17 protein-coding genes and 1 pseudogene are annotated in these 16,480 nt (G+C 69.4%); 13 read left to right on the plus strand and 5 right to left on the minus strand.

From position 1 onward, the window contains the following. The first annotated feature begins 20 nt into the window (after positions 1 to 20). The 7 genes from RB628_RS25105 to RB628_RS25135 all read left to right on the plus strand — a co-directional run bounded on the left by RB628_RS25105 (position 21) and on the right by RB628_RS25135 (position 5,233). Positions 21 to 1,082: a PDR/VanB family oxidoreductase gene (locus tag RB628_RS25105; RefSeq protein WP_318322784.1), complete on the plus strand. Its 1,062-nt coding sequence runs from the start codon at positions 21 to 23 to the stop codon at positions 1,080 to 1,082. Positions 1,083 to 1,146: 64 nt separating this feature from the next. Next, positions 1,147 to 2,217 (plus strand): aromatic ring-hydroxylating dioxygenase subunit alpha, encoded by a 1,071-nt coding sequence (locus RB628_RS25110; RefSeq protein WP_318322785.1) that lies wholly within the window; start codon positions 1,147 to 1,149, stop codon positions 2,215 to 2,217. After that, complete coding sequence (locus tag RB628_RS25115; RefSeq protein ID WP_318322786.1) at positions 2,214 to 2,921, plus strand: alpha/beta fold hydrolase; 708 nt, start codon at positions 2,214 to 2,216, stop codon at positions 2,919 to 2,921. The genes RB628_RS25110 and RB628_RS25115 overlap by 4 nt, the downstream gene beginning before the upstream one ends. Before the next feature lie 23 nt (positions 2,922 to 2,944). Then, positions 2,945 to 3,226 (plus strand): muconolactone Delta-isomerase family protein, encoded by a 282-nt coding sequence (locus RB628_RS25120; RefSeq protein ID WP_318322787.1) that lies wholly within the window; start codon positions 2,945 to 2,947, stop codon positions 3,224 to 3,226. After that, a complete protein-coding gene (locus tag RB628_RS25125; RefSeq protein WP_318322788.1) occupies positions 3,223 to 3,993 on the plus strand; it encodes an SDR family NAD(P)-dependent oxidoreductase in 771 nt (256 codons plus the stop codon). The genes RB628_RS25120 and RB628_RS25125 overlap by 4 nt, the downstream gene beginning before the upstream one ends. Before the next feature lie 42 nt (positions 3,994 to 4,035). Then, positions 4,036 to 4,392 carry a protocatechuate 3,4-dioxygenase gene (locus RB628_RS25130; RefSeq protein WP_318322789.1) on the plus strand — a complete coding sequence of 119 codons (357 nt, stop codon included), beginning with the start codon at positions 4,036 to 4,038 and terminating at the stop codon, positions 4,390 to 4,392. A gap of 1 nt (position 4,393) precedes the next feature. After that, positions 4,394 to 5,233 carry a class III extradiol dioxygenase subunit beta gene (locus tag RB628_RS25135; protein ID WP_318322814.1) on the plus strand — a complete coding sequence of 280 codons (840 nt, stop codon included), beginning with the start codon at positions 4,394 to 4,396 and terminating at the stop codon, positions 5,231 to 5,233. Position 5,234: 1 nt separating this feature from the next. Here the strand turns inward: RB628_RS25135 and RB628_RS25140 are convergent, their stop codons facing one another. Next, positions 5,235 to 5,369, minus strand: coding sequence for a hypothetical protein (locus tag RB628_RS25140; RefSeq protein ID WP_318322790.1), 135 nt, complete (start codon positions 5,367 to 5,369; stop codon positions 5,235 to 5,237). A 106-nt stretch (positions 5,370 to 5,475) separates the two neighbouring features. Between RB628_RS25140 and RB628_RS25145 the strand changes: the two genes are divergently transcribed. From RB628_RS25145 to RB628_RS42695, 6 genes and pseudogenes are all read left to right on the plus strand, one after another. Beyond that, entirely contained in the window at positions 5,476 to 6,357 is an 882-nt protein-coding gene (locus tag RB628_RS25145; RefSeq protein ID WP_318322791.1) for a dioxygenase, read from the plus strand. Beyond that, a complete protein-coding gene (locus RB628_RS25150) occupies positions 6,354 to 6,875 on the plus strand; it encodes a DoxX family protein (RefSeq protein ID WP_318322792.1) in 522 nt (173 codons plus the stop codon). The genes RB628_RS25145 and RB628_RS25150 overlap by 4 nt, the downstream gene beginning before the upstream one ends. Positions 6,876 to 6,880: 5 nt before the next feature. Continuing rightward, positions 6,881 to 8,356, plus strand: coding sequence for an amidohydrolase family protein (locus tag RB628_RS25155; protein ID WP_318322793.1), 1,476 nt, complete (start codon positions 6,881 to 6,883; stop codon positions 8,354 to 8,356). Between the two features lie 3 nt (positions 8,357 to 8,359). Beyond that, a complete protein-coding gene (locus RB628_RS25160) occupies positions 8,360 to 9,550 on the plus strand; it encodes a CoA transferase (RefSeq protein WP_318322794.1) in 1,191 nt (396 codons plus the stop codon). After that, positions 9,543 to 10,376, plus strand: coding sequence for a citryl-CoA lyase (locus RB628_RS25165; RefSeq protein ID WP_318322795.1), 834 nt, complete (start codon positions 9,543 to 9,545; stop codon positions 10,374 to 10,376). Before RB628_RS25160 ends, RB628_RS25165 begins: the two co-directional genes overlap by 8 nt. A 168-nt stretch (positions 10,377 to 10,544) precedes the next feature. Continuing rightward, positions 10,545 to 10,778: pseudogene (locus tag RB628_RS42695) on the plus strand (DUF3375 family protein); the annotation flags it as partial. 57 nt (positions 10,779 to 10,835) lie between these two features. Here the strand turns inward: RB628_RS42695 and RB628_RS25170 are convergent. From RB628_RS25170 to RB628_RS25185, 4 genes are all read right to left on the minus strand, one after another. After that, positions 10,836 to 11,876 carry a beta-ketoacyl-ACP synthase III gene (locus tag RB628_RS25170; protein WP_318322796.1) on the minus strand — a complete coding sequence of 347 codons (1,041 nt, stop codon included), beginning with the start codon at positions 11,874 to 11,876 and terminating at the stop codon, positions 10,836 to 10,838. 151 nt (positions 11,877 to 12,027) lie between these two features. Next, on the minus strand, positions 12,028 to 13,662 hold the full coding sequence (locus RB628_RS25175; protein WP_318322797.1) for a wax ester/triacylglycerol synthase domain-containing protein: 1,635 nt from the start codon (positions 13,660 to 13,662) through the stop codon (positions 12,028 to 12,030). Positions 13,663 to 13,702: 40 nt separating this feature from the next. Then, a complete protein-coding gene (locus RB628_RS25180) occupies positions 13,703 to 15,079 on the minus strand; it encodes an SDR family NAD(P)-dependent oxidoreductase (RefSeq protein ID WP_318322798.1) in 1,377 nt (458 codons plus the stop codon). Continuing rightward, entirely contained in the window at positions 15,076 to 16,467 is a 1,392-nt protein-coding gene (locus RB628_RS25185) for a prenyltransferase/squalene oxidase repeat-containing protein (protein ID WP_318322799.1), read from the minus strand. The genes RB628_RS25180 and RB628_RS25185 overlap by 4 nt, the downstream gene beginning before the upstream one ends. Between the last annotated feature and the right edge of the window lie 13 nt (positions 16,468 to 16,480).

A 16,480-nucleotide genomic window follows, 5' to 3' on the forward strand; every position in this document is an offset into this window, starting at 1 on the left:
CAGTGCTGAGGAGATGATCGATGACGGACCCGTCAGCCGCTGTCCTGGACACGCTCACCACCACCGAACCCGGGACCGCCTCGCGGCACGAGGCCGTATTCGACGGCACCCTCGTCGTACTGTCCCGGCGGAAAGTGGCGGACGGAGTCGTGTCACTCGAACTCGGGCCGCGCTCCGGCGAAGGGGAGGCGGGAGGTGAAGGGGCGGCCGGACCCGGACCTCTGCCGGCCTGGCAGCCGGGAGCGCACATCGACGTCGTACTGCCCACGGGCATCACCCGGCAGTACTCGCTCTGCGGTCCTGCGGGACACACCTCACGTTGGCGCATCGCGGTGTTGCGGGAACCCGCCGGACGCGGCGGATCGCAGTGGATCCACGACACCGTCCACGAGGGCACCGAACTCCGGGTGCGCGGTCCGCGCAACAACTTCCCGCTGCGGCCCGCGGCGCGCTACCTGTTCATCGGTGGCGGCATCGGCATCACCCCGCTGCTCCCGATGATCGCCGAGGCCGAGGCGGCGGGGGCCGACTGGTCCCTGCTCTACGGCGGCCGGACGCGCGCATCCATGGCGTTCCTGCCCGAACTGGAGCCGTACGGCGAGCGCGTCGACGTACGGCCACAGGACCAGCACGGTCTGCCCGACCTCGCAGGCTTCCTCGGCGATCCCGACCCTTCCGCCCTCGTCTACTGCTGCGGCCCGGCGGGGCTGATCGACGCGGTCGAGGCACGCTGCGCGAGCTGGCCGGCGGGGTCCCTGAACGTGGAGCGGTTTGCCGCGGTGACCGGGCAGCAGCCAGTCGGCGGCGAGAACGACCCAACGATCGAGGTCGAGCTGAGGGCATCCGGGGTGACACTGACCGTTCCCCCGCAGCTGTCGGTCCTCAAGGCCGTGGAACAGGCGGGCGTTCCGGTTCTGTCCTCCTGCGAGGAAGGCATCTGCGGTTCCTGCGAGACCGCTGTCATCGAGGGCGAGATCGACCACCGGGACTCCCTGCTCACCGAGGACGAGCGGGCCGCGGGCGACACCATGCTGATCTGCGTCTCCCGTGCACGCGGCCGACGTCTCGTCCTGGACATCTGACTCCCCGCACCCCATGAAGAGACCTCATGATAAGAGAACTCATGCAGAGAAAGGAGCTGCTGCCATGTCCCCACACGTACGCAACGGTTGGTACTTGGGAGCCTGGTCCGACGAAATCGGCCGGACGCTCACGCAGCGCTGGATCACGGACATGCCGGTCTGCTTCTACCGGCTGCCCGACCAGACCGTCACCGCCGTCGAAGACCGCTGCCCCCACCGCAAGTACCCCTTGTCGCTGGGTCACTTGGACGACGAGGGCACGCTCCAGTGCGACTACCACGGCTACCGCTTCGACGGCCGGGGCGTGTGCGTCGGGGTCGCCGAGCAGACCGACCGGCCCAAGGCGGCGCTGCGCCGGTTCCCGTTGGTCGAGCGGGACGGCGTCATATGGATCTGGCCCGGCGACCCGGAGCTGGCCGACGAGAGCCTCCTGCCCGACACGTCGTGGCTGAACGATCCCGGGTGGACCCACGTGCACGGCGTCGTACCGCTGAAGGCCCGGCACCTGCTGCTCCTGGAGAACCTGCTCGACCTCACCCACGAGACGTTCCTGCACCCGACGAGCATCGGCAACGCCGCCGTCGCCGCCACCCCGATCGACGTGACCGTGGACGGCGACCGGGTCGCCTTCAGCCGCCGCATGACCGGCATCGAGGCTCCTCCCTTCTACGAGAAGTCCTGCGGCCTGACTTCTCCGGTGGACCGCTGGCAGGACGGCGAGTTCCACCCCCCGGGCGTCTTCATCCTCCACATCCGCGTGGCGGCCACCGGCACCGAGGAACCGGAGGGCTTCCACATGCGGGTGCTGTACGGGATGACGCCCGCGCGCGGCAACGAGACGCACGACTTCTACGCCCTGGGACGCGACTACCTCATCGACGACGAGGAGCTGACGGCGTTCCAGCACGAGCAGCAGCTCGCCGTGATGCAGGAGGACGTCGACGCCCTGGAGGCACAGGAGTTGATGTACGCCACCGACCCGGGCGGCACCGCCGAGTCCAGCATCAAGTCAGACCTCGCCGCGCTCCGCGGTCGCCGTGCGCTGATGAAGATGCTCGCCCGCGAACAGCACGGCCAACCCGGACAGCGCGGAGAGCAGGGTGACCGCACCGCCCGCCCCAAGGAGTCCGTATGAGCGTCTTCGTTCTGCTGCACGGAGCCTGGCACGGGGGCTGGGTCTGGCAGCGCGTGACACCGCTGCTGCGTGCGGCCGGACATGAGGTACACGCCCCCACGCTGACGGGGGTGAGCGACCGCGCCCATCTGCTCAGCCCGCAGGTCGGACTCGGCACGCACGTCCAGGACGTCGTGGCACTGATCGAGGCCCATGACGCCCGGGACGTCGTACTCGTCGGGCACAGTTACGCCGGCCAGGTCGTCACCGGCGTCGCGGACCGGGTCCCGGAGCGGCTGTCGAAGCGGGTCCACCTCGACGCCTTCGTCGGCGACGACGGCGACGCGGCGATCGATCTGCTCCCCGCCCGCATCGCCGGGCACTACCGGGAGTCCGTGTCCGGACCCGGCTTCGGCTGGCTGATTCCGGTGCGCTCGCTGAGTGTGCTCGGAGTCGAGGAGCAGTCGGACCTCGACTGGCTCGGCCCCCGGCTGACTCCGCACCCGTGGCTGACCTACACCGAGCCACTGCGGCTCACCGGCAAGGCGGATCAGGTTTCCGGTGCCTTCATCGAGTGCACCGACTGGATGCGGGTGTTCACCCCGCATGCCGAGCGGGCCGCCGCCCGCGGCTGGCCGGTCCACGAGATCGCCACCGGGCACGAGGCCATGGTCACGGCCCCCGTCGAACTGGCCGAACTGCTGCTGCGGATCGCGGCAGCGTGACCCGACCCTTGAGAGGACGCCGTATGGAATTCCTCGTCCGCACCGAGAACACCCTGCCCCCGGACACCCCCGACGACGTCCGCGAGGGCCTGCGCAAGGGCGAACGCGAACGCGCTCAGCAGCTCCGCGAGGCAGGAATCCTCAAGCGGCTGTGGCGGGTTCCGGGACGCAACGCCACCATCGGCCTGTACGAGGCTGCCGATCCGGCGGAGCTGCACGACGCGCTGGTCTCGCTGCCGATGTGGAAGTGGATGGACATCACCGTGGAGGCGCTCGCGACCCACCCGCAGGAGAAGGCGCCATGACCGGTCCGGACGACACCGGCCCACGGGTCGCGGTGGTCACGGGCGCCGCCCGCGGCCTAGGACTCGTCATCGCCCGCAGACTGGCCGCGGACGGATTCACCGTCGCCGCACTGGACATCGCCGAACCGGAACCGGACGGACCAGATGGACCGGACGGCACGAACGGCCTTGCCGGAGTGCGGAGCTGGCGCTGCGACGTCAGCGACCCGGTCGCGACCCGCCACACAGTGGACGAGATCGCAGGGGCCTACGGCGGCGGTATCGACGTACTGGTCAACAACGCAGGCCTGCTGTCCGGCCGCGCCGGTCTGCTGGAAACGACCCCGCAGGAGCTGCACCGCTTCTTCGACGTCAACGCCGTCGGCCCACTGCTCATGGTCCAGGCGTGCGCACCCTGGCTGCGCGAGAGTCCGCACCGCGGGCGGATCATCAATGTCGCCTCCCGCACCTTCTTCACCGGGTCGCCGGGACAGATCGCCTACGTGGCCAGCAAGGGCGCGCTCATCGGCATGACCCGGGTGATGGCGCTCGAACTGGGCGAGCACGGGATCACGGTCAACGCGGCGGCGCCCGCACAGATCGCGACCCCTGGCACCAGGGCGCACTCCGACGACGAGGTGTTCACCGCGACCATGCGCCGGCAGGCGATCAAGGAGTTCGTCACCCCGGAGCACTTCGCGGGGCTCGTCTCCTATCTCGTCTCGCCGGACGCGGCCATGGTCACCGGCCAGACCTTCGTCTGCGACGGCGGCGGCCTCCTTCACTGACCGGCACGGCAGAACAAGGGAAAGGGAAGGGAGAGGAACGGGATGTCCAGCACCACACCCCAGGTCCCCGGCACGTACGTCTTCGACGCCGCCGAGAGCCGCCGCGGCCGAGCACTGAACCGGCTCTGCGGCTCCCTGAAGGACGCCGGGAACCGCGCGCGGTTCAAGGCCGACGAAGCCGCGTACTGCCATGCGTACGGGCTCGACGCACAGCAGCGCGACGCCGTCCTGAGACGGGACTGGACGCGGATGATGGAGCTGGGCGGATCCATCTTCTACGTCTTCAAGCTCGCCGTGCTCGACCAGAAGTCCATGCAGTATCTCGGCGGGGTGTTCACCGGTATGACCACCGAGGAGTTCGCGGACGCGTTGAAGGCGGGAGGGCGGAGCTTTGGCTGAGGTGATCTGGGGACTGGCCACCTCGCACGTACCGTCCATCGGTGCGGCCATGGACCACGGGAAGACCGAGGACCCGTACTGGAAGCCTCTGTTCGACGGGTACGCACCGGCGAGGGAGTGGATGGCGCGGCACACCCCCGATGTCGCGGTCGTCATCTACAACGACCACGCCAACGCCCTGGACATGAGCATCACCCCGACCTTCGCGCTCGGGACGGCGGAGTCGTACCGGGTGGCCGACGAGGGGTGGGGCAGCCGCCCTGTTCCGGTCGTCCGCGGCGCCCCGGAGTTCTCCGACCATCTCGTCGAGGGCCTGATAGACGCCTCCTTCGACCTCACCGTCTATCAGGAACTCGACGTCGACCACGGGCTGACCGTGCCCCTGTCGGTGTACTGCCCAGATCCCGGGGAGAGTTGGCCGTGTGCGGTCGTTCCCCTCCTGGTGAACGTCATCCAGTACCCGCAGCCCACCGCCGCGCGGTGCCTGGCCCTCGGCCGCGCGCTCGGTGAGGCGATCCGGTCCTTCCCCGAGGACCTCAAGGTCGCCGTCTTCGGCACCGGAGGCATGTCCCACCAGCTCGCGGGAGCCCGCGCGGGGCTGATCAACCAGGACTTCGACCGGATGTTCCTCGACGCGATCGAGCACGACCCCGAGAAACTGGCCGCGCTGACGCGCGAGGAGTACATACGTGAGGCCGGCTCCGAGGGCATCGAGCTGATCATGTGGCTGATCATGCGCGGCGCGCTGGGCCCCCGGCTGCGCCGTGTGCACGAGACCTACCATGTGCCCGCGTCGAACACGGCGGCCGGGATGGTCCTGTTCGACAACAGGGTCCCTTGAGTCAGGCGGCCTGTCCGCCGCCCTGCGCCCGGTCGGACAGGTCCGACCAGTCAGCCCAGGTCTTGAGCCGGTCGGCGTAGACCTGCGGGAGCAACTGGTTGCCCTGGGTGCCGAAGAAGACCATGTTCTGAGCCAATCCCGCCCCGGGGGCTTGATTCAGGCATCAACCATACGTCATGGTGACCGCTGTGCGGACGATTGTCCGCACAGCGGTCGGGCCGGAATGAATCAAGGAGGATTCCATGGCCTTCGTGACGGAGGACAATCTCACCGACCTCGTGGTGAAACGGTGGGGCACCGCTCACTCGCCCCGGCTCGCCGAGCTGATGACAGCGCTGGTGCGGCACCTCCACGCGTACGCCCGCGAGGTGGAACTCACCGAGGAGGAGTGGGCGGCGGCCGTCGAGTGGCTCGCGGCCACCGGCCGGATCAGCGACGACAGGCGCCAGGAGTTCATCCTCGCCTCCGACGTCCTCGGCCTGAGCACGCTCGTCGTCCAGCTCAACCACCGCTTCTCGGCAGGCGCTACGCCGGCGACGGTGCTCGGCCCCTTCCACATCGACGGCTCGCCCACGGCGCCGTTCGGAGCGGACCTGTCCGACGGCGTCCCGGGCACCCCGCTGTTCGTCACCGGCCGCGTGCTGGGCCTCGACGGCACACCGCTCCCGGACGTCGTCCTGGACGTGTGGCAGGCCGACGCCGACGGTACGTACGAGGCGCAGCTCCCGGAGATCGACGAGGCGCGGCTGCGCGCGAAGTACCGAACGCGGGTGGACGGCACGTACTGCGTGCGCACCATCGCCCCACGCGGCTACGCGATCCCGATGGACGGCCCGGTCGGGGACCTGATCAGCGGGACCGACATCAGCTACTTCCGTCCCGCACACATCCACTTCCTGATCGAGCACCCCGGCTACCAGAAGCTCATCACCCACCTGTTCCGGCAGGGCTCCGAATTCCTCGACACCGACGTCGTGTTCGGCACGAAGGACGAGCTGATCGTGCGCTTCACGGAGGAGCCCGCCGGTGCCTCTCCCGACGGCGGCACGGTCGACGAGCCCTATCTGCGCGCCGAGTTCGACCTCGTGCTCCAGCCCCGGCCCGCGGACGAGCCGCGGCCGTGAACCTGGGGCTGCTCCTGCTGCGGTTGCTGCTCGCCGCGCTGCTGTTCGGTCACGGCACCCAGAAGCTGCTGGGCTGGTTCGGCGGGGCCGGGCGCGCCGGGACCGCCGCCGTCTTCGACCGGTGGGGTTTCGTTCCCGCCCGGCGGATGGTGCTCGTCGCCGGTGCGGCCGAACTCGCCGGAGCGGCCTTGATCGCGGCCGGCCTGCTGACGCCCGGCGGCTGCGCGGTGGTCGTCGGCACGATGACGGTCGCCGCGGTGGCGACCGCGCCGAACGGCTTCTGGGCCCAGCAGGGCGGCTGCGAGGTGCCCTGCTGGTACGGCGCGATGGCCGCCGTCCTCGCCTTCACCGGCCCCGGGACCTGGTCGCTCGACCACGCCCTCGGACTGACCCAACTGGGCGGCTACGCATGGGGATTCGCGGCGTCGGCCGTTGGCCTGGCCGCCGCGGCCGTGCCGCTCATCGCCCGCTCCCGGGTCCTCAGCGCCCGCACGACACCACCATCGACAACGAGGTGACCCGCATGACGATCGAAGAACCGCGCCACGAAGACTTCACCCCGGGCCGCCCGATCCTGTTCCGCGACGCGACCGTACTGTCCATGGACCCCGCGATCGGCCTGCTCGACCGCGGTGACGTCCTGGTCCGCGGCGAGCTGATCGAGCAGGTCGGAAGGGACCTCCAGGCACCGGATGACGCGGTGGTGGTGGACTGCGCCGGCGGCATCCTCATGCCCGGCATGGTCGACACGCACCGCCACATGTGGCAGACGGCGCTGCGCGGACTCGGCGCCGACTGGACCCTGTCGCAGTACTTCGTCTTCTACTACCTCACCTGGGGCAAGATCTTCCGCCCCGAGGACATCCACGCCGGCAACCTGCTGTCCGGCATCGAGGCCATCGACGCGGGTGTGACCACCACGCTGGACTGGTCGCACGGCTTGCAGACGCCCGAGCACGGGGACGCGGCCGTCGAATCCCTGCGCGCGGTGCCGGGCCGCTTCGTGCTGGCCTACGGCAACCTGCTGGGTGCGCCCTGGGAGTGGACCACCTCACCGGAGTTCCGGTCGTTCATCGACCGCAACTTCGCCTCGCGCGACGACATGCTCGGCCTGCAACTCGCCTTCGACGTGACCGGTGACGACGCGTTCCCCGAGAAGGCGGCGTTCGAGGCGGCGCGTGAACTCGGGCTGCCCGTCACCACCCACGCGGGCGTCTGGGGTGCGACGAACGACAACGGCATACGTCTGATGTGGGACCACGGGTTCATGACGCCCGACGTCACCTATGTCCACTCGGCGACGCTCAGCGAGGACTCGTACCACCGGATCGCTGCCTCGGGCGGCACGGTCTCGGTGTCGGCGGAGAGCGAGCACAACGCCGGCCAGGGCTACCCTCCCACCTGGCGGCTGAGGCGCCACGGCATCCCCGTGTCGCTGTCGATGGACACCAGCGTGTGGTTCAGCGCCGATCTGTTCTCGGCGATGCGCGCCACCCTGTCGGCCGACCGCACGCGCGAGCACATGGCGGCCCACGCTGCCGGGGAGACGGTGGTGCACCACAGCCTGCGGGCCCGGGACGTCGTGGAGTGGGCCACGATCGGTGGCGCCGGAGTACTCGGCCTCAGCGACGCCATCGGCTCGCTGACCCCGGGCAAGAAGGCCGACCTCGTCCTGCTCAAGAACGACCGCAGCCCGGCGATGTACCCGATCCTGCACCCCTACGGGCACGTGGTCTACCAGGCCACCCGCGCCGACGTGCACACCGTGCTGGTCAACGGAACCGTGGTGAAGTACGCGCACCAACTGGTCGGCGTTGACCTGGAGCGGGCCCGCACCGCCGTCGCCGCGACCGTGGACCACGCGCGGACCACCATGGGCGAGGACGCGTGGCGGGAGGCCGTGGAGCCGGAGATCCCGACAACCGAGGTGATCTCCAACCCCTACACCTACAGCGAGTACCGCGGCGAAGGCGTCGCCGTGCAGAACGAGGGGGCGTAGCCCATGAGCAGCGGTTCAGGCGGCTCACGCGGACCGCTCGACGGGCTGCTCGTGGCGGACTTCTCCCGCATCCTCGCCGGTCCGTACGCGACGATGCTGCTCGCCGATCTCGGGGCCGACGTGGTGAAGGTCGAGGGTCCTCAAGGGGACGACACCCGCACGTGGACGCCGCCGGTGCGCGACGGTGTGTCGACCTACTACCTGGGGATCAACCGCGGGAAGCGGTCGCTCGCGCTCGACTTCCGCGACGAGGCGGACGCGCGGCTGGCGAGGGAGCTCGCACGGCGCGCGGACGTAGTGATCGAGAACTTCAAGCCGGGCGGACTGGCACGGTACGGCCTCGACCACGCCTCGGTGAGCGCCGGGAACCCGGGCGTGGTGTACGCGTCGATCAGCGGTTTCGGAGCCGGACCCGGCCGGAACGTACCCGGCTACGACCTGATGGTGCAGGCGATCTCCGGGCTGATGAGCCTGACCGGTGATCCGGACGGGCCGCCGTACCGGGCGGGGATCTCGGTCTTCGACGTAATGGCGGGCAACCACGCCACCATCGGTATCCTCGCCGCGCTGCGCCACCGCGACGCCACCGGCCGGGGCCAGCTCGTCGAGGTGAACCTGCTGTCGTCGGCGCTGACCGGGCTGGTCAACCACAGTTCCTCCTACGTCGCCGGCGACACCGTGCCCCATCGGATGGGCAACGCGCACCCCAGCGTCTTCCCCTACGAACCGCTGCCGACGGCCGACCAGGACCTGATCGTCACCGCGGCCAACGACGGGCAGTTCCGCAAGCTGTGCGAAGTACTCGGGATCCCCGGGACCGCCGACGATCCCCGCTTCCGGCACAACGCCGACCGTACCGAGCGACGGGAGGAACTCCGGCCCCTCCTGCTCGAACGGCTGAAGACGAGGACCGCCCTGGAGTGGTTCGAGCTGCTCGTCGACGCCGGGGTCCCCTGCGGACCGATCAACACCATCGACGGCGGATTCGCGATGGCCGAACGCTTCGGACTCGACCCGGTCGTCGAGGTCGGCGAGGGAGACCGGACCGTACCCACGACACGGCACCCGATCCGCTTCTCCGAGACGCCCGCTACCTACCGCCTGCCCCCGCCCGAGCTGGACGAGCACCGGACCGAACTCCGCAAGTGGCTGGAGGACGGAGTGGGGGACGATCCGGAGGACGAGAATGCCTGAGAAACCGAATGCGCCCGAGTACCCGACCGCCCTCGGTGCGTCCTCCCTGGACAGCATCACCCTGCTCGGCCAGGACCTCGCGGCCGATGTGATGGGCGAGGTGGGATTCGGCGAGCTGGCGTTCTGGCTGGCCACGCAGCGCCGCCCCACCTCCGGGGAGACACGGGTGTTCGAGGCGGTGCTCGCCGCACTCGCCGACCACGGCTTCACCCCGACCGCCATAACGGCCCGGCTGACATACCTGTCAGCCCCCGACTCGATACAGGGAGCCATCGCCGCAGGGCTTCTCGGCGGCGGCTCCCGCTTCCTCGGCGTGACCGAGGACTGCGGCCGCTTCCTGCATGACGCCCTGTCAACGCTGGAGAACGGCCACCCGACCGACGAGGCCGGCTGGGACGAACTCGCCCTGGCCACCGTACGCTCCCGAAGAGAGGCCCGGGGGCTCATCCCCGGCCTCGGACACCACGTCCACAAACAAGGTGACCCCCGCACTCCGAGGCTGTTCCAACTCGCCACGGAGGAGGGGCTGTTCGGCCCGCACCTGTCGCTGTTCGCGGCCATCGGCCGGGTCCACCCCCAGGTGCTGGGCAGCACCCTGCCGCTCAACGGCGCCGGGGTCTGCGGTGCCGCACTCGCCGACCTAGGTCTTCCGCTGGACCTGCTCCGCGCCTTCGCCCTGCTCGCCCGCACGGCCGGACTCATCGGCCAGCTCGCCGAGGAGATGCGCAACCCCGTCGCGAACGACATCTTCCTGTCGGTGGACCTGAACAACCGGCCCGTCCCGCCGCAGCCCCGCGACGACCCACGCCGCGCGGGGCAGGCGTGACCTCACTGGCCGGGGCCGGGTCCACGAGGGCCCGGCCCCGGGACGGCGGCAGCGACCTGGGGCGGCGGTTCCACTGAAAGGAGCGAGCCCCCTCAGAGGAAGCGAACGTTCTGGGTCAGTGCGAGTCCGATGGAGTAGTGGTTGGTGGGGTAGTGAGGGGCAGGATGCATGGAGTTGGACTGCGACCGTCTGGTCGCGTTACGGAGGCAGAGCTCCGCGTGGCGGCTGCTGGCGGCCGGTAACGCGGCGCTGATGCTGAGCTTCTTCAACAAGGTGTTCGTCGAGCAGGGGGCGCGCTCGATTGCCGGTGCGGAGCTTGTTGGGCGGCTGGACGACAAGTTGTTCGCGCTCAATGAGCGGCTGGGGCGGAGCGCGTTTCCCCAGTCTGCGAAGGCGTATCTGGATGTCTGGTCGGTGCCGGAGAAGGCCATTTCGTGGATCCCCTCGCTGGAGGTGCGCTCAGGCGAGAACCTGGAGGCCGATGGGCCACAGCAGAGTGGTGGCCGCCCAGGTGAAGCCTGCGCCGAAAGAGGTCACGACGACTCGTTGCCTGGGTTTCAGCTGCCCGTTGATCGCGGAGTGACTCAGCAGAAGGGGGATGGAGGCTGCGGAGGTATTGCCGACGTGGGTGATGTTGGACGGTACGCGCTCTGGCGGGATTCCCAGGGTGTTGGCCACAGCTACGCTGATGCGTGCGTTTGCTTGGTGGACGATCAGCCTGTCGATGTCCTGAATGGCCCACCCTGCTGCGGCGGCTGATTCTTCAGTCACGTGAGTGATGCGGCGCACCGCGTGACGGAATACATCGTTCCCTTTCATGTGTACGTAGCGGTTCTTCAGGTCGGCGGTCGTACGTGAAGGGTTGCGGGAACCGCCGCCGGGGATGTAGATGGCGTCTGCGTGCCCGCCGTCGCTGCCCCATGCGGCTGGTCCGAGGGCTCCGGGTTCGTCAGCGTGTCCGGCTCTGAGCACGACCGCGCCCGCTCCGTCGCCGAAGATCGGCGCGGTGGATCGGTCGGCGGGGTCGATGACGGCCGACATCTTCTCCGCTCCGATGACCAGTACGGTGCCAGCGGTTCCCGCGTGGATGAGTCCCGCTGCGACGGTCGTTGCGTAGACAAAGCCCGAGCAGCCGGCGCCGAGGTCGAAGGCGGGCACTTGGCGCAAGCCGAGTTGGTGGGCCACCAACGGTGCAGTGCCAGGCACGTGGTGGTCCGGAGTGGCGGTGGCCAGGATGACTGCGTCGACGTGTTCGATACTCGCTGATTTCATCGCCCGTAGTCCTGCTTCTACCGCCAGGTCACTGGTGGCTGTGGCCGGGTCGGCGATGTGTCGCTCGGTAACGCCGATACGGGTGCGGATCCATTCATCCGTCGTGTCCAGGCGTGATGCGAAGTCGGCGTTGTCTACCTTTCGCGGGGGCAGGTAGGACCCCAGGCCGATCAGTCGCGCCGCCTGCGGTGGCGAGGGGGCAGTGGTTTTGCGCGCAAAGATCACCATTTTGTCTTCTCTGTGCTTGCTCGTTCGCGTCACTGGCAGCGGAGGGCCTGTCTTCGAGGTTGCTTCTGACTGGACGCTCGTTGCGGCCCCGCTGATACCGGTGTGCTGCCGAGGGTGATGGCCGGAGCTTTGGCGAGGAGCCGGGGCGCGACTACGTCTCGGGCGCCGCGTGAGGTCGATCTGCCTGGGGGTGGGGGCCCTGCTCTTCCGGACTCTCGTGGTCGGAGGATGACGCTGCCCGTTGAGCCACCAGTTCGACCAGTTTGACCAGGTCGGCAATGGTGGTCGGCTTCGCCAGTTCGTGTTCGGTGATCGCGACGCCCAGGCGGTCTTCGAGAGTCATGGACAGCGCGGTCACCGCCAGGGAGTCGATGCCGGCTTCTTCCTGTGTGGCCCGGTGCGTGATCGAGTCGGCCGGCAGGTTTCCCTGGTGGACCAGGATGCCCTTGATGAGGTCAAAATCGATCACGGCGGTGGTGCCACGGTCAGAGGCGGGTGCGCGGAGCGTCACGCCGGTGTGGGGAGGTTGGTCCGGTCGGCTGCCCGCCTGCGGGTCGTCGTGAGAGCGCGGGAGGTCGCCCACGGCGTCATGGAACAGACCGGGCAGCTGGCTCAGGCCGGGGAGAACGGCGTCGGTGACGAAGCAGACGCTGGTGGTTCCGTTGTAGCTGCAGGCCACGATCGACGCCGGCTGGTGTCGTGGGAGCCAGTTGAAGGGCTGGAGGCGGGTGACGGGGTCCTGTTTGTAGCGCAGCGGCCGGTGGATGGCGAGGTAGGACGTGGTGATGGTGGCCCGGTCGGGTGTGGTCAGCCGGGTCGCCAGAGCCTGGAAGGAGCGTGCGGGGACGAGGTCCATCACTGAACGCATGGCCTTGTGGCGGGCCGGGTCTTTCGCAGTGCGGGTGGCGGCGATGACGTGGTCGAGGCGGCCTTCAGCTGTCGGCTCGTGGCACGGCAGGGGCGCGGGTGCGAAGGTGCAGTAGTTTCCCGGCAGGTCGTGTTCCTCGGCCCGGCGCAGGTTGACCATCGTGATCGCCGGGAGCGGCCTGTCGGCGCCGCGAGGCCAGGATTGTGATGTCCACGTGCGCAGGGCTCCGCTGAGGGCGGCCAGGAAGCCGTCGTTCGTGTCGCCGCCGCGGGCGGTGGCGGCTTGCCGCAATCGCTGCGTGGGGACATGCGCCCAGCTGATGTCACGGTGGCCGGTGAGGGGCAGCGCGGTGTCGTTCCAGACGTTGTTGGTGGCGCTTGCGGAGAGCATGCCGCGCACGGCGCCCAGGTAGGCTCCGGCGCCTGCCCGGGGCGCTGGGTGCGTGGTGGGCGCGGGTGCGGTGCCGAACAGCGCGGTCAGGGTACCGATCAGGCCCATGCCGTCCTGGGTGCTGTGGTGCGCTCGCAGGCAGATGGCATATCGCCCCGGGGCATACCCGGCCAGCAGCCAGATGTCCCACAGAGGGCCCGTGTCGGGCAAGGGGTGCGCGACGAGGCCGGTCAGAGCCGTCTCGAGGTGCTGGTCCCCTGATGGGAGGTGCTGTTCGCGGACGCGGTGGTTCAGGTCGGGGTCCGGGGCGTGGTGCCAGCGGGCTTTGAGTCCGGGGCCGTGGAGGTAGTGCGTCAGGCGCGGCTCGCGCTCCAGGTGGGAGGCGACGTGCGCGCGGAGGTTGCTGAGTGCTGGAGCGGGTCCTTCCAGGTGGAGGATCACTCCGATGGTCTGGGAGGTCGAGGGGTGGGCCTGGGCCATGTCGTGCATGGTCAGGTCCATGGGGGTGGGACGAAGGGGCACGGTCACGGTGTTCTCCGCGGTGGTGGTCCGGTGGGGTGGGCAGGGGTCAGGCCGGTGTGAGCCGGAAGATCCGCAAGCGGCGCCCTGAGCGTTGGGCGAAGGAGACGTAGGCGGGCCAGATGTCGACGAGGTGGTCCCAGGCGGCGGCCCGCTCGGTCCCTTCCAGGAGGGTGGCGGTCACCGACAGGGTGCGTCCGCGGCGGGTCACGCTTGCTCGGGGTGTGGCGATGAGGTTGTGGGACCAGGCGGGGCTCGGCGGGCGGCCGAAGTTGGTGTCGACGACGAGATAGCTTCCGTCTGCTTCGAGGTGGCACAGCAGCGGGGTTTGTCGGGGCTGGCCGCTGCGGCGACCGAGGGTGGTGAGCATCAGGGAGGGCAGCGTGGCGGGCATGAGGAGCATCCGGCCCCCGCTGAGGCGGTGAGCTGCCTTGTCGACGCCTGGCGCAATATGGGACATGACGCGCACGAAGTGGGCGTTTCCCCCCGCTTTCTTCAGGCCGCGGGCGATGAGCCCGTCCTGGTGTGCGCCACTGGTCCGGATGGGCTCGGACTGCGCTGGCGTGGCGGCTGTGGGGCGCTCGGCCGCATAGTCGCGTCGGGCGCTGCCACCGGTTGCGGCGGCCTTGCGGGCGAGCTCGGGAGCCAGGGCGTAGGCACGGTAGAACGAGGGCAGATAGCCGGGGATGTCGACGGTCGGCCGACGGCTGCTGATGGCCTGAACGGTCGCGGCTGCGACCTTCTCCGGCGTGGTGGGCGGCAGGAAGTCGGCGACCCTGGGCATGCGGGCCGAGGGGACGTGGATTTTGAAGAAGCCGGTGCCCACGACGGTTGCCGGACGTACCAGGGTCACGCCGATGTTCGACCCGGCCAATTCGATGCGCAGCATCTCTGTGTACGCCTCGACGGCGGCCTTCGCTGCGGCGTAGGCCGCCGATGGTCCTTTGACGAAGATCCGTCCTGCGGCCGAGCCCATCGCCACGATCTGCCCCCCGTCGCCCGCCCGCATCAGCGGCAGCACTGTTTTGACGGAAGAGACCAGAGCGTCGTAGGAGGTGCGCATGGACACCTGAGCCTGCTCGACGGTCATCTCTTCGACATCGGCCCAGTGGATGTAGGCGGCGTTGTGGACCAGGACGTCGATGCGCCCGTGCTCGGCATGGACCTTGGCGATCCACTCCTCCAGGGCGGTGCGGTCGGTCACGTCGACATGCGCGAACTGGACGGATGGCGCCCCAGGCAGTTGGGTGAGGTCGGCAGCGGCTCGGTCGAGGCTCGCCTGGGAGTTGTCGCACACGTAGACGTGGGCCCCGGCCGCGGCCAGAGCGCGGGTCAGGGCCCAGCCGATGCCCGCTGCACCTCCCGTGACCAGGCATACGCGCCCGGGCAGGGAAGGGCGAGCCGGCTTGGAGCGGAACGGATTCATGAAGCTGTCCTTTCGGCGGGTTGCGCATTGCTGTGCCGGCGGCCCGGCATGACGACGCGTGATGGCCGGATGCGATGAGTGAGGTGGCCCAGGGCGAGCAGAGTGAACGCGTCGGTCAACACGGGGACGTGATACGGGAAAGGACGCGGGCCGACCATGTCGGGAACGGAGATGATGCTGCCGTCGGGACGCTGCTGGGCGAGCAGGTAGCGAGTGGCGCGCGCAGCGGGAGCCGGGTCGAGCTGTCCGGCCAGGATGATCAGGGCATAGGCGGTGCTGATGGCATCGCTCGGGGCGCCGTTTTGCTGTCCGAAGCCGCCGTCCGCGTTCTGTGCGCTCTGCACCAGGCCGACGATCCGACCGCTCATGTCATGGACGGTCAAAGGGGACTGCCGGCGGTGGGGGCGAGTGGCAAGGTGCGCCCTGAAGAGGGTGTGCAGGCGACTGCTGCTCCAGCCGGGGGGAAAGGAGCCGTCAGGCATCTGGCGGTCGGCGAGAAAGCGCAGAGCCGGTTGGATGAGGTGTTGGTGGTGGCCTTGGGTGCTGAGCGCGTTGATCGCGGCGGCGGTCATGCACGCCTCGGAGGGGGTGCCTGATCCGTAGGTGGGGAATCCGCCGTCGGCGCCGCGGACCGAGATCAGGGCGTCCAGGGCACGCTGAATCGGGTCCCGGTAGGCGTCCGTGTCCAGATGATGTAGGAATTCGACCGCGACGGTGGTGCAGTCCGTGTCGGAGAGCTGAGCGTGGTCGGTGTAGGACCAGCGGCCGTCTTCGTGCTGGATGCGCACGAGGTGCCGGGCGATGCGGTGCAGTACCTCGCGCGGTGCGCCGGCGCTGCACAGGGCGAGGCCCGCGGTGACTGTGCTCCACGTGTCGGTGTCCGTGACGAAAGGCAGGCCGCCGTCCTCCCGCTGGTGCATGAGGGCGGTACGCAGGCCGGCGTCGACGACGCTGTCCATGCCGGGCATGTCCACCAGGGCGTGCAGAACTGACAGGTGGATGAAGAGGTTTCCCTCCCACGCCGTTCCCGGGCGCAGGGTGGAGACCAGCAGGGCGACATCGTCTTGGCCGGCCAGAGCTCTGCCTGCTGCCCGGCCCAGAATCGCGTTCACGGCAACGGCCTGCACCGCGGCCCAGGGATGCAGCGCGCTCACGTCGAAGGCATGGTGAGCATCGTCGGCATGGGCGCAGGCCGCGCCCAACATGGTGAAGATGGCGTGGCCCAGAGCGCGTTTGCGAGGTCCGGTGAAGTCCGGGACACGGCTGACGATGTTCTCAAGGGCCTGGTGACGCGCCGGGTGCCCGGTACTCCGGCCCAGGGCGGCAGCGGCCACGGCCGCGTCCATCAGATCTCCGCTGCCCCGGTGCCGCTCCAGGTAGCGCACCATGCGGTCACGTGCG

Origin of the sequence: Streptomyces sp. ADMS (genome assembly GCF_033441795.1) — a bacterium.
In the GTDB taxonomy this organism is placed as follows: Bacteria; Actinomycetota; Actinomycetes; order Streptomycetales; family Streptomycetaceae; genus Streptomyces.

Excerpts from the sequence above, each read along its gene's own strand:
- RB628_RS25130 (WP_318322789.1), top strand. The coding sequence starts at position 4,036 with ATGTCCAGCACCACACCCCAGGTCCCCGGCACGTACGTCTTCGACGCC.
- RB628_RS25185 (WP_318322799.1), bottom strand. The coding sequence starts at position 16,467 with ATGGTGCGCTACCTGGAGCGGCACCGGGGCAGCGGAGATCTGATGGAC.
- RB628_RS25105 (WP_318322784.1), top strand. The coding sequence starts at position 21 with ATGACGGACCCGTCAGCCGCTGTCCTGGACACGCTCACCACCACCGAA.
- RB628_RS25170 (WP_318322796.1), bottom strand. The coding sequence starts at position 11,876 with ATGGTGATCTTTGCGCGCAAAACCACTGCCCCCTCGCCACCGCAGGCG.
- RB628_RS25165 (WP_318322795.1), top strand. The coding sequence starts at position 9,543 with ATGCCTGAGAAACCGAATGCGCCCGAGTACCCGACCGCCCTCGGTGCG.
- RB628_RS25125 (WP_318322788.1), top strand. The coding sequence starts at position 3,223 with ATGACCGGTCCGGACGACACCGGCCCACGGGTCGCGGTGGTCACGGGC.
- RB628_RS25120 (WP_318322787.1), top strand. The coding sequence starts at position 2,945 with ATGGAATTCCTCGTCCGCACCGAGAACACCCTGCCCCCGGACACCCCC.
- RB628_RS25180 (WP_318322798.1), bottom strand. The coding sequence starts at position 15,079 with ATGAATCCGTTCCGCTCCAAGCCGGCTCGCCCTTCCCTGCCCGGGCGC.
- RB628_RS25110 (WP_318322785.1), top strand. The coding sequence starts at position 1,147 with ATGTCCCCACACGTACGCAACGGTTGGTACTTGGGAGCCTGGTCCGAC.
- RB628_RS25155 (WP_318322793.1), top strand. The coding sequence starts at position 6,881 with ATGACGATCGAAGAACCGCGCCACGAAGACTTCACCCCGGGCCGCCCG.
- RB628_RS25115 (WP_318322786.1), top strand. The coding sequence starts at position 2,214 with ATGAGCGTCTTCGTTCTGCTGCACGGAGCCTGGCACGGGGGCTGGGTC.
- RB628_RS25160 (WP_318322794.1), top strand. The coding sequence starts at position 8,360 with ATGAGCAGCGGTTCAGGCGGCTCACGCGGACCGCTCGACGGGCTGCTC.
- RB628_RS25145 (WP_318322791.1), top strand. The coding sequence starts at position 5,476 with ATGGCCTTCGTGACGGAGGACAATCTCACCGACCTCGTGGTGAAACGG.